The organism is Kistimonas ophiarachnellae, from assembly GCF_057552235.1.
Map to the genome: position 1 here is coordinate 40,597 of NZ_BAAJPA010000012.1, position 13,378 is coordinate 53,974.

At 52.7% G+C, this 13,378-nt stretch carries 5 protein-coding genes; all 5 read left to right on the forward strand.

Translation table 11 applies throughout. From position 1 onward, the window contains the following. The first annotated feature begins 16 nt into the window (after window positions 1-16). The 5 genes from AC27K1_RS15445 to AC27K1_RS15465 are packed head-to-tail and all read left to right on the forward strand — an operon-like array spanning window position 17 to window position 13,271. Window positions 17-472 carry a hypothetical protein gene (locus AC27K1_RS15445; RefSeq protein WP_487151716.1) on the forward strand — a complete coding sequence of 152 codons (456 nt, stop codon included), beginning with the start codon at window positions 17-19 and terminating at the stop codon, window positions 470-472. Then, the gene (locus AC27K1_RS15450; protein WP_487151717.1) at window positions 469-1,020 is read left to right on the forward strand and encodes a hypothetical protein; all 552 of its coding nucleotides are present in this window, start codon (window positions 469-471) and stop codon (window positions 1,018-1,020) included. The genes AC27K1_RS15445 and AC27K1_RS15450 overlap by 4 nt, the downstream gene beginning before the upstream one ends. Before the next feature lie 6 nt (window positions 1,021-1,026). Then, the gene (locus tag AC27K1_RS15455) at window positions 1,027-1,386 is read left to right on the forward strand and encodes a hypothetical protein (protein ID WP_487151718.1); all 360 of its coding nucleotides are present in this window, start codon (window positions 1,027-1,029) and stop codon (window positions 1,384-1,386) included. A 9-nt stretch (window positions 1,387-1,395) separates the two neighbouring features. Then, on the forward strand, window positions 1,396-2,925 hold the full coding sequence (locus AC27K1_RS15460) for a hypothetical protein (RefSeq protein ID WP_487151719.1): 1,530 nt from the start codon (window positions 1,396-1,398) through the stop codon (window positions 2,923-2,925). Continuing rightward, on the forward strand, window positions 2,922-13,271 hold the full coding sequence (locus tag AC27K1_RS15465; RefSeq protein ID WP_487151720.1) for a DNA methyltransferase family protein: 10,350 nt from the start codon (window positions 2,922-2,924) through the stop codon (window positions 13,269-13,271). The genes AC27K1_RS15460 and AC27K1_RS15465 overlap by 4 nt, the downstream gene beginning before the upstream one ends. Window positions 13,272-13,378: the final 107 nt, after the last annotated feature.

Consider the following 13,378-nt stretch of genomic DNA (forward strand, 5'->3'; position numbering starts at 1 on the left):
ATGAGACGTTACCGCCATGAGAAATCGTGCAGATGAAATTATCTACCTGATCCGAACCCATCCCGGCTATGGTTTCCGCAATGTTCCCGTCAATATCCTGATTCCGTTTATCCGTTATGAATGGGAGACGGAACGCTGGGTAATGATCACGGAGAAAAACGGCAGGATTCTGGGCTGGGTAAGCTGGTATCACTTTGACAAGCCCAGCTTGAAGAAAGTGAAGGATATCGGCCTGATTCAATGCTTCATGCAAAAAATCCCCCTCAAGCCAGGCCCGCATGTTTACCTGGCGAATTGCATTATCCAACAAGACGCCCCGCCGGACGTTTGCCGCAGACTCTACCAGATGGCCAGCAATGCAACCGCCGGATTCGCGGAAACCATTAACGCCCATATGTGTAACCGGCAAGACGGCCATTCCCGCTGGATGAGCCACCCGATACGACAGACAACCGCGAGGATGTACGCATGAGCATAGGCGGCGGCAGTAGCAGCAGTGAAAGCAGTAGCAGTAGTTCCAGCCGACCCACGACGCCGGGGGAATTGGAAGATTATTTTAACAAGCTGAATCAGATATCAGGCGGAAAACTGGGCAGCTGGGCAACCGGCGGTACACAGCAAACCCATTACAATCCATTGACGCAAGGCCAGCTTCAGGCATTGGGCGGCGCTGGCGCTACCCAGAAAGCCACCATTACCACCAACCTGGAAGACCAGATGAACCAGATCGGCGCTGACAGCAGCCTGACTTATGCCCAGAGACAGCGATCCGGTCAACTGGCCAACCAGGAAGCCACAAAGCAATTGAATGCCGTTGATAAGGAAGTCGAGGCGGCAATGTCAGCATTAGCCAGTCAGGAAGCCATGCGGCAATACCAGAGCCAGGCTGCCAATGCCCAACTGACACGGGAAGACCTGGCGTTACTGTCTCAAATATTCTTTGGCGGCAAAGGGCAATTCTCTGAATCATCATCCAGCAGTGGCAGCGACAGCTGGAATGCAAGTGTTGGATTAGGGTGAATAAATATGTTTTTTAACCTCAATCCCGGCAAACAAAATGTTACTGGTCAGCCTTCCGGCAATAACTGGTATCAAAATACTGCCCTGGGACAATTTGCCCAACAAAATCAGGACAAAGCGACCCAATGGTTTAACAACACGCCTATCGGCCAGGACATTGGCAAGCTAAGGGATTATGGCAGGGGACTGGTTAAACAGGGAGAAGACTGGTTTTTAAAAAACACTTTGCCAGGACAGGCGGTAAATGATTATCGGCAAGGCATACAACAATCTTTGCAGAGTGGGCTGGACCAGAGCCGCCAGCGATATATGACGGAACTGAATGGTATTTATGACAGTACGATGAAAAAACTGGGGCTAATGTAAATGGGCTTTATGAATGCTTTAGGCCGAACCGTTGGTGAATTGCGCTCCGGTTTGAGAATGCCCTACCAGGAAGATATAGCGCAGCTGGAACTGGAAAAATTACGCCAGGCAGCTGAGGAAGCCGCCGATCTGGTCATGAAGCGTTCCCAGGCGGAAAATCCACAAATCCCATTACGCAAACAGACCTGGACGCTTGGCGATGAGATCAAGCGTATCCAGGCATTCAAACGCGCCGGTATTGATCCAGATGCTTTAACAACGGGTAAAAAAACTCGTGCTGAAGCGGATATTGCGGAACGGCAGGCTAAAGCATTCAGCGAGGGAGTCAGCAAGATAACCAGCCCTTACGCACTGGCGGCACTGGGATTAGGCAAGGATGTTAAACCCATAGCGGAATCCGGCGGCGCTTTTTTCCGCCAGTATGATCCCGATAATTTCATGACCGGCCAGATGACACCGGAAAGCCAGGCCAAAATCGGGAAATACAAAGCGGAAACCGAAACAGAGCAGTTTGAAACCAAAAAAGCGCAGACAGACCTGGCCGATAAAATTATCCGGCTGGGAGTTGCCAAAAACTTTTTTGAAACGGCCACAGACCCGCTGTTATTAATGGATGCCGCCCAGGATAAAGCGGTATCTGATACCAAGGAAATCGAATATACCGGCAAGGATGGCAAGACACACCAAGGAATGATGACCCGGACACCATCCGGCGGTTATGTTGTGACCGATGTCACCAAAGGCGGCGAACCGGTCATTGTACCGGCGGGAACGTCGGATGACGCTACCTTACGAAAAGCTACTCTATTGGTTCAAAGTGGCAGGGCAAAGGATATGAAAGAAGCCCTGACCATCCTTACCAGCAAGCTGACGGAAACACCGGAACAGGCATGGTCAACGATAGTCAGGGGCAATGTTAAAAATCCATTCACAGGCGACCGCTATAGTCCTAATGAAATTATGACCAATGCCTTACAGCAATGGGCCATGGAACGCCCCGGCGAACCGCTGCCACCCAACATTATGGAAACAATCAATAACCTGGATTTAAAAGATAAAGAAAAGACAGTCTTATTAACTCAATTAGAAAAATACAATGCCATGGTAAAACAGCTGCCGCCGCCAACCCCGGCGCCAGCCGCTATGCCGTCGCCAACCCCCGCGCCATCCGTTATGCCGCCGCCAGCCCCCGCGCCATCCGTTATGCCGCCGCCAGCCCCCGCGCCATCCGTTATGCCGCCGCCAGCCCCCGCGCCAGCCGCTATGCCGTCGCCAGTCCCGGTGCCAGAACCAGCCATAACACTACGCAAACCAACGCCGGAAATCATGAACAGCGCATTGGCCGCCATTGATACAGGTTCTGATCCGCTGGAAATTCGCAACGCCCTGATACAGAGCGGTTACGACATGACGCCTCATAGTGTGATACAGGATGCCATTCTGGCCATAAACATGGGTGTTCCCAGGGAAGCCATTACCCAGCGCCTGACCAAACTGGGCTATGATCCCGCCGCGTTAGCGCAGCAAGGCGGCGCATGATGCAACAGCGCCAGCATGATCCCGCCAGATTATTCGACCGGCTGCAATACGACCAGAGCGACACGCCGCAAGGCCGGACGGTGATAGATCAGCTGAAGCAGCGCCCGGTACGCCCGCCGCCCCCGGTCAATGTTCCACCGATGGAACCGGCCCCGTCGGCAGCAAGTCAGGAACCGGCGCCGGAACCCGTTGGTGTGTTTTCGGATATGCTGGCGTCAGCACCGACACAGCCATCATCGCCACAGCCATCACCGCCCACTGAACCGACCCAACCCACTGGCGGGATTTTTTCGGATTTACTGGCTAATACGCAGGGACAACCGGAAGCCCCTAACCCTACACCGGAACCGACCGGCGGGGTATTCTCTGACCTGATACCGCAACAACCAACAACAGCACAGCCAGACTTATCCCGTTACATGCCCTGGGATCAGCCTGACATTCTGCCGGAACTGTCCGCCATCGATCCCCGCGCCATTACTGCCGGATTGATAGCCGAAGAATCCGACTACGAGCAGCAATTACAGAATCGTGCTTTAGCGGAAAAAGCCCGTTTCTATGAACGCCGCATGGCTGGCCCCAAGACACCATTACCGGAACCCAAACTGCCGGAACGGGATTTTGAGACATTAGTCAGCCATTACCGTAATGGCGTTAGTTATATCCGGCCCAATGAATACAGCAAGATTCTTAACGCCATTGAAGAAGGCAACAGCACACCGGAACAGGAAGGCCAGTTTACCCAATTCATAGAACCCGGTCTGGACGCCGACCAGAAACAGGAACTTAACATTGCCCGTCTGACACGGGACAAGTACCTGGAGAAACAAGCCCGTCTGGATGAATTTTATGCCGAACAGGAACCGCCGAAATCTGCCCTGGAATGGGAAGAACGCCGCCCACAGATAAAGACTACCGCCGCCGATGACGCCGTTCTGACAGCATTGATTAAAGGCGCATCTTTCAATTACCTGCTGGGACCGGATGAAGACCGGCTGAATTCAGATAACCCGGATATTGTCGCAGATGAACGCGCCAACCAGCTGATTATTCGTAAACAGGCAGAGAAATATCCCGGCTCAACCTTATGGGGCGGCATGATGGGAGCCATGGCCCCTGTCGGCGCAATGACCGGCGCACTCCGCACCGGAAGACTGGCATGGGCAGGCCGGGGATTACAGGCCGGACCGCCCACCGCGCAGACTGCCGGAATACTTGCCAGGGGAGGCGCACCCGCCACAACCGGCGGCATGATCGGCGAAAACCTGCTGACCGGCGCCGCTTATGATATTGCCAGCCGACCGGAAGGCAGCGAGAAAATGACTTCGCTGGAAAACCTGCAAGCCCGGCTGAATGTCACCGGATTCGGCGCGATGGCGGGAATACTGGGTGATCTGGCATTAGGCGGACTGGCAAAAGGTTATGACTTTGCCAAAGTCCGCGCGGATACCATCAAGAACAAACGCGCCCGCCAGGAACTGGATAGTTTCGCCACGCAAAACGGATTCAAAGATTTTGATGACATGGCGGAAAACGTCATGGAAATCGTTGATACCCCGGATGGCCCGGTTATGCGGTTGAAAAAATCCGTACTGGAAGGCGGCGCAGTCAGTCCCGAGCCATCACCGGCAGCCGCACCAACGCCACCGGTACGCCAGCCCGCTGACATTAACCAGTATCGGAAACTGATGGCGCAGCAAGCTGAACAGGCCAGGTTACTGACCACAAGACCGGAGACCGCCCATGCTAAGGAACCTGCCACCGCTACCCCCACAGGAACCGTTGAAACGGGAATTCCACCCACGCAACCGGAAGAAACGCCAGTCCCGCCCGCAGCTGGACGAACTGACACGATACCGGCTGAACCGCTTACTCCACAACGCCCGGCCCCGATAAGGGATGAACGATTAAGCAACCCGAACTATCAGGACCATTTACTACAGTACCCTGAATACCGGGATTACCTGGAGTCTGCCCTATGGGAAGCCAGGGAAGCACAAAAGCCGGTTACGAAAAAGAATCGTGTTACCAAACTGGTCGATGATGACGATACATTACTGACCGCCGCCATGAAGCTGGGAGGGATCGACAAAACCACCCTTGACGACACCATTGTTGAAAGCATAAACGCCCACCTGAGCAACAAGTTCAAATTCAACAAAACCATGCGGGCGACCGGCAAGGGCAGCACACTGGATGATATGGCCCGCAAACTGGGCGAACTGGGATATACAAAAGATGGCCGGGAAATGACAGCCAATGAACTGGCTGACGCCATCGACCAGGAGACACGCGGACGCCCGTATTTTTCGGACGCCATGGAAGATTTTTCCGCCCACTATGAACAGGGCAGCAATATCACGCCGAACAACGCCACCATTCCCGCGCTGGAGGCCGCGCTAAGGGGCGAGCCATTAACGCCAGCCTATCGGAAAGAAATGGCCAGGCTATTAGCGGATACGGAAGCGGACCCCAATTTCACGCAGCCCATTGATGTACAGTATGAACAGGCGGGCATGAGAACCGGCGAACCCTTGCCCCCAACCGGACCTGTCTATGATCCTGATATTTTTGATGTACTGGATTATCACCATGACCTGATAGCCAGGGACACCGGCATTGACCTGAAGACCCTGGACGCGGAAGACCTGGCTGATATCCGCGAAATGGAACGCCAGCTACAGTTGAAAGACGCTGAAACCTTCGAGCGTGAACTATATGATATAGCTGACGATAGTACAGAAAGTATCTTTGGTGGATTGATCTATGGGCACCCTGACCAAACAGCAAAAATTGCAAGTGGCGAAATACCTGAACAGCTTGCGCCGCGAAACCGGCAAGCCGATCTGGAAAGACGAACTGAAGCAGCAGAACCAGCAGGAACCGCAGAACCCGCAACAACCGGAAGGCCAGGCGCCGACATATCCGAATACCGGCGAATAATTGCCGATGAGCGGGAACGTGCCGCGCAGATTGCGCCACGTAAACCGGAACCTGCTACTTCAACAACCGCAGAAAAACCGCCAGACTTTGACCTTTCTACTCATACCGAAGCAGAACTGACAGCCCGCGCCAGGGAACAGGAAACCGCGCAACAGGCGCAGCAACGGGCAGAACAACAGGCCCGCGCCAAAGCAGAAGCTGACCGGGAAGTAGCGGGATTCGAGTTATCCGTTCAAGGCAGTGGCAGGCATGTTCCCGCCAGCCAGGGAGATTTGCTGGGAACCGGCAGAACCCGTCCCTCAAAACCGGAGCCAAAACCGGAAACGGCTAATGACCTGATAGACGTAAGCCCGGATGATATTGATTATGATCGTGCTTACAAAGCCTATGAACACACCAGCCATTCACCAAAGCAGAGAGCCGCCTACGAACAGGAAGAATATGTTCAGGTTATGCAGGATTTGGCGGATGAACTGGGCAAGCTGGCCACAACCCCAGAACAGCGAACCCTGTTAAAACAGGAACTGACGCAATATAAAGAAGGTTATCTGAAACGTAAACATGATTTACTGGATGCCAAAGCCCGAACAACCAGCCCGATGGTAACAGGCGGCGCTAATTACAATGTACGTCGGCAAGGCAAGCGCATGGATGCCGCTGACAAATTGCGGGATGACTTTCTTAACTGGCAGGAAAAAGAGAAACGCCGGATAAGAAAGGCGATACAGACACCACAGGCAGGCATGGCAAAAACTGTCAAGCCAAAAGAACCTGTAAGGGCAACCACGTTACCCGGGGAAATCGAACCCGCTTATGTTTTTGATGGCGGGCATATTGTCCGCAATACAGAAGCTGACCGTCTGCAAATCCTGTTTTATGACAAGCCGGATGCCGATCTGCGGGACCGGCTGAAAGAATCGGGATGGCGATGGAGTCCCACAAACAATACCTGGCAACGCAAGATTACCGGCAATGCGGAAGCATCCGCGCAACGTATTCTGAACGCCAGACCACCGGAAGCACCACCGCCAGAACCTGTTACGCCGAAGGCTGAAGTCAGACCGGAAACGCCAAAATCATCCGTTGAAGAAAATGATCAACGTTTGTTGAAGCTACTGGAAACGGATGACTATATAGGCAATGAACATTTGGCTGTAGGGCTAAACGACCGTAATAGCATGGATGAAATTTCCCCAGTCATACAACGCTTGTTTGGTATAGATGAGTCAGATGTTAGCCGGGCCATAGGGGATGCAAAAGAGATTAATGCTTATGGTGAACCTGTCATATTCACCATATCGGCTTTACGCAATGCGGCAGATTTTGCCAGACGGCAGCAAAAGCCTGTTACCTACAAAACGATTACCAACACACCGGACACCAGTAAGAAAGACCTGAAAGGCGGCCCCTACACTGTCAGCTATCACAATGCACTGGGTAACGCGCTGACCGCCGGGGAATTGAGCCTGGCGGATTTTCAGGCCGGTTTCCGCGCATTGATCGACAACAAGGATGAAATACTGGCCCGCCTGAACAAATACAAGAAAGCCAACCTGATAGGCATGGCGAACAAAATATATGTTTATGCCAGGGATGTTACCAAGGCGGATGTCGTAAATGATGTATGGGATCGGCTGTTACGCCGTTATGTGCTGGATAAGGAAGTGCCAGCCTTGCACCATGATCCCTTTGCCGATGCTGGCGCCGAATCCTCACTGGCGGCAGCCAAAGTCAAACGGGAAAAAGGCATCATAGATACGGTCAACAAACTGACCCAGCAAGACCTGGAAGATTACGCCGCGAAATTTGCCAAACGTCGCGCCGAACTGGACCAGATGAAAGCAGAACAGCAAACCAGGATGGAAACGCCTGAAACGCTGGATGATTATGAACTGATCGTAAAAAACAAGGGAGAAGGCGCACTGACCCAGGCGCAGAAAGCCGAGTATGAACGCTTGCAGGCAGAACGGGACTGGCAAGCCAGGGAACAGAAAGCCAAACAAACCAATGTAAAAGAAGGACTGAAAACCGAACAGGAAATCATCGTCAACCCCATTACCGAAGGAACACAGGAAAAGTCGGGTAAAACGATTTACAACGTCAATCTGAAAACCCGCCTGGGGAAAGAGAAATTCAAGGAAGCCGCCAACATGGCTAAAAGCATGAAGGGCGGTTACTGGAAAGGCAATTTCTACTTCAAAACCATGGAGGATGCCGAACAGTTTACCCATTGGCTGAAAGGGGAAACCATTGACCGATCCGGCCCCAAAATGGAGCAGGAAGCCGCGAAAGCAACCAGCCGCGCCGACAAGTTACGCGCCATGGCTGACAAGCTGGAGAAATCCGGCACTGATGAATTGAACGCCCCACGCACTACCAACACTGCCCGGCAAATGGATATGGCCAGCCACGCCAGGAGCAAAGCCAGCAAGCAGATACGTTTTGCCCAAACCTTGCGAAATATCGCCAACGGCATGGACGATGGTTCTGTAAAATTCCTGTCAAAGCTGAACAGCCAGACCCAGCTGGAATTACTGGAAAGCCTGCAACGCCGAAGTATTCCCGAAGACATGATAGAGTCCGATTACAACGGCTACAGCATGAGCCGCACCGTCAGGGATGGCATTACGCTGGATGATTATGTTGACCACATCCACTATCCCAAGGCCAGTTTGCACCGGGATTTTCTCAAGACGTTGATCACTGATATGAAGGGAAAGCGGGGCTATGCCGGAACCCGCAATGAACTGGAAACCCTTTACAGTATTGCCGTCCGCAATGACAAGCACCTGATAGACCTTTCCCCGGAACTGACTGACAGCGTAAGCGCATTCAACAAGAAATATGGTACTGATCCCGGCTGGCAATTTACGGATAACCTGGCGGATATCAAACGGCTGCAAAAGATGGGCATTACCAATGATGCCCAGCTACGTACCGCCATCCGGGAACTGGATGGTGTCAAAAGCCGGGAGGGTATAGAAACGTCGGCAGAACGGAAGCTGGACGATATGCGGATGAAGATCAAACGCAATGCCCGTAACTATAACGACTTTTTCCCAACGCCTGACCATGTAACCGCCAGGGTAATGGAACTGGCTGACGTCCAGCCCGGACACCGGACACTGGAACCGAATGCAGGCATGGGCCATATGGCGGGAAAATTGCGGGAACTGGCTGGCGCTGACCATGTAGATATGGTTGAAATATCGTCAGAACTGGCGGATTACCTGAAGCAGCTGGGCTATACCGTTGATCGGTCTGACTTCATGACGCTGGACAGACCGGATACCTATGACCGTATCGTAATGAATCCGCCGTTTTCAAAGAACCAGGACATTGACCACGTACAACACGCCTATTCCATGCTGAAACCTGGCGGACGGCTGACCGCGATTGTTTCCAATATGGCCGGTATCCGGTCCGACAGCAAGAACCGCGCTTTTTCCACCTGGCTGGATAATGTCGGCGCCCATGTAGAGGATGTGGAAGCCGGAGCGTTTAAATCCAGTTTCAACCCGACAGGTGTTAATACAAAATTTCTTGTGATCGACAAACCACTGGTGGAAGTGGAATCCGGCAGGCTGAGGGAACAGGCCGTCAACGCGGATGAATACCATATGATGGATGCCGAGCAGGCATTCCAGCACAGTAACCGATCTGCCGCCAAAGCCTACCGGGATCGTTTTGTTACGGATGTACAGGAAGTGTATGACGCTGCCGCAGCTAAAGCTGAAACCCCGGAACAGATAAATGCCCTGAATGATGCCATTGACCAGTACAAGAAAGATTACATGGCGGCAGAGATAGATTATTTTCGCGTCAGGGAGGGCGTAGCTTCACACCATATAGCTGGGCGTAATAAGTTCGATAGCAGACAGGCAGAACGCCGGGGGCGCGCGGATGATCTGGCCCATGACCGCATGACCAGCCGCATAGAATCCGCCAGGTACAAAGTTGAGCAAGCAGTCAGCGACGCCAGGACGCCAGAGCAAAAAACCAGAGACCTGGCCGGACAACAGCAGACAGCAAGGGAAACAGCCCGATTCAATCACCTGAAAGAAGTAGCCGGTTATATTGGCGAAATAGCTGATCATATTCGTAATAATCGTGTGGAATCCGCGAAAGATGCCCGCAAGTGGGCCATGCCAAAAGCCTATGAAGCTATACAACGGGGATTGAATGAAGACCGGGCATGGACCATAGATACCCTGAAAAAAATGGATGAACAGTTAAGTGATGTTGGCGGATTGCTCAAGGTAGCCGGTCCACGGTCAAAAATGGGGAAACTGTATAAGGAACTGAGTGCGGAAACCGTACAACCGGCAGCAAAAGAAACGACTACAGGTACAGTGTACGGTAATCCATTCTTTGCTTATCAGAAAATACTGGGACTGAACCCTATGGCCAGCCAGGCGGGCGGCGCACTTGGAGCCATTACCGCATCCGGCCCCGTCGATACGGAAGATGAAAAATGGTACACCCGTTTAATGATGGGCTATCTTGCCGGAAGCCTGGTGGGCGGAGGACTGCACAAGATATTGACCGGCAGCCGATTCAAGGTAAAAGGCGCGACAGTACTGGGCAAGGGCGACAGCTGGGGCGGCAGAACGCTGGACTGGCTTGGCAAACAATGGCGCAAAGTGCCGGGGATGAGTACCGGCGACCCGGATATTATTCCCCTGAAGAAACAGCAGGAGTTGATGAAACTGGTGATTGAACGCCAGGCAGAGAAGGCGGGTGAATATTTGCTGAAAAACTTTACCCCCAGCCAGCGGGCAAAAATGGCGGACCTGATAGAAATGCGCGGGATCGTCAAGGATGGCGGACTACTGCACCGCCAGGCGGAAGAACTGGACGAATTTATCAGTTATACCGCCAAGAAATTGCAGGAACTGGGCATGTTGTCAGAAGACATTGAACCCGGCGGATACCTGCACCGTTACTATGAAAAGGATTTAGGGCTGGGCAATATGCTGAAAGGGCTGACACCCAGGGGAAAAACCCTGTCAGGCAGCTGGAGCCGCCGCCGGGGAACCCAGGAAGTATTCGCGCAGGAATACCTGTCACAATCTGTACGGGATACGATGGAGCAGATTGATACCCTGAACAGTGAAGCCCAGGCGCTACGGAAAAAATCCGGGGATATGCTGGATTCCGATACTTCGGAACGACTGGCGGACATTAACAAGGAACTGAAGCAGCTGCAAAGTATAGAGTTTGTGGAATACCTGGCGCCACAGAACGGAAAGATTCAATCATTCTTTTTCGCCAAAGATGAAGTACCCCATATTCCCGGCATGGAAAAGCCGGGAACTGGCGCACCGGCAACCGCCAGCCAGCTGGCGGGCATGAAACGCGCACCGGGAGAAGCACCGCTAGTCGGCACGACAGGAAGCATGAGCAAAACGGATAGAGTATGGACCATCGACGGCAGGGAACCCGCTGGCGCCGCCATTCTCCACAGGGACTGGACCAAAGCCGAGCGGGAGAAATGGGGCGAGATCAATGACGCCGCTTATCGTATGGTGCGCGGACAGGCGGAAGTAGCGCACGATTTGAGCCTGGGCAATTTCTTCAAAACCGTTTATGACCGCTTCAATGGAACCAAAGTTTCAGACAAGGAAACTGCCGGATGGATACAAGTACCGGATACCACAATCGGTAAAGGCAGCCGGATGAAACGCTATGGCGCACTGGCGGGAAAATATGTCACCCAGGACGTATGGGACGCCATCCGCAATCATGGCCGTAATCCGTTGTTGACGCTGACGAATAACCATCCGGCGGTTAAGACCTACCTGAATGCGCTGGGAAAATGGAAGGCTTACAAGACTGTATACAACCCAGTCAGCCACATGAACAACGCTATCAGCAATCTGCAAATGTATTACCTGTCAGACAATGACAGAAAATACATTGGGGAAGCCGCTAAGGCGCTCTGGCAGAAAGACCGCAATGCTTTGTATCGTGAAGCGGAAGCCGCCGGGCTATTTGGCCAGGGATGGACCAGTACACTGGCGCAATCCGGAAATATCAGAGAGATAGACAACCTGTTGGAAAAATTGCGGACCCAGCCGGAAACAGAAGATTTTACCGAGTCCGTTGATCTGATCATGGAACTGAAACGGCATTTCATCGAATCCGGCGCCAGTATCAGAGAGGCAAAAGGGCCATGGGCAACCGGCGCTGCACTGGCTAAGGCCATCGGCAAGCCATTGGTCATGCCCCTGAAAAAACCGATCGACGCCGCCGCCAGTGCAGCAGAATCCGCCTATAGACTGGAAGAAGAACTGTTTAAGCTGGCAGTATTTGCCAGTGAGCGGGCCAAAGGCAAAAGCGGATTTGATGCGGTACGTGAGTCTGAAAAATACTTTTTCAACTACAACGATATGCCGGACACCATGAAAATGGTGCGAGATTTACCTATTGGCAGTCCGTTTATCAGTTACACCTATTTCGCCATACCGGCCATAGCCAGGACAATAGTCGAGAAACCCGAACGTATACTGGCCCTGATGGCCGGACTGGAAGCCTTCAACTATGCCGCCCAGGCAACCAATGGAGAATTGCAAGAGTCAGGTTACTGGGATCGTTATGCGGCAGAAAATGAGTTGGTCCCCAGCTGGATGCAGGGCAGAACGATGTGGGGCGGATTGAACAATGTATCCATCCCATTTGTGGAAAGTTACAAATTGAGCCTGGCAAATATGAATGTTGGCGGTAATCCGTTTGTTGGGCAGTCAGAACGCCCCGGAGCCTGGCCGGGTTTCCTGCAAGCCTGGGGGCCAGGCTGGGAAGGTTCCAACCCGATGATACGGCTGCTATCCGACATTACCCGTAATGAGGACTGGCGCGGGAACCCGATCTGGAAGGAAGCCGCGCCAACGTCGGAGAAAATCCGCAAGGCCACCAATTACATTTACCAGAACATTACTCCCAGCAATGTATTGATACCGGGAAGCTATCACCAGCAAAAAGTCCTGGAAGGGCTGGCCAACCAGGTACGTAAGGCGGAAGAAGAAGGTGAAGAACAGAATGTACTGGTAGAGTCCATTGTCGATCTGGCCAATACAACCAGTAACCTGCTGGGCGGCGGACAGTTTACCGGGCTGAACCGGGCAGAGAATGAAATCCTGACGCGGGATGCTCTGCTGGGTAGCCTGGGGCTGAAGTTGAGGCCCATGCATGTAGAACAATTCTATAAGTCAAAAGCCTGGGATATCCGTCAGGACATAGAGGCACAGAAAAAATATTTGCGCGGACAAGGCAGGCTGATGTACGAAAAACGGATCACCCCGGAACAGATGGAACGTTATGAACGCATTGCCAAAGACCGGATTGATGATCTGTCAGAGCAATTCAGAAGATTGAAAAAGGCTAAAAATGTCGTCAATCAGTAGTCGCTTTGTTTGTTTGACGCACCAAAATAAACTATTTTGAACGTCTATCAGGTGTAATAGACTATTGGCCAGCCAGCCAGCCAGCCAGCCAGCCAGCCAGCCAGCCA

What these genes read in the sequence shown, in the direction of transcription:
- AC27K1_RS15465 (WP_487151720.1), top strand. Translation starts at nt 2,922, where the DNA reads ATGATGCAACAGCGCCAGCATGATCCCGCCAGATTATTCGACCGGCTG.
- AC27K1_RS15460 (WP_487151719.1), top strand. Translation starts at nt 1,396, where the DNA reads ATGAATGCTTTAGGCCGAACCGTTGGTGAATTGCGCTCCGGTTTGAGA.
- AC27K1_RS15455 (WP_487151718.1), top strand. Translation starts at nt 1,027, where the DNA reads ATGTTTTTTAACCTCAATCCCGGCAAACAAAATGTTACTGGTCAGCCT.
- AC27K1_RS15445 (WP_487151716.1), top strand. Translation starts at nt 17, where the DNA reads ATGAGAAATCGTGCAGATGAAATTATCTACCTGATCCGAACCCATCCC.
- AC27K1_RS15450 (WP_487151717.1), top strand. Translation starts at nt 469, where the DNA reads ATGAGCATAGGCGGCGGCAGTAGCAGCAGTGAAAGCAGTAGCAGTAGT.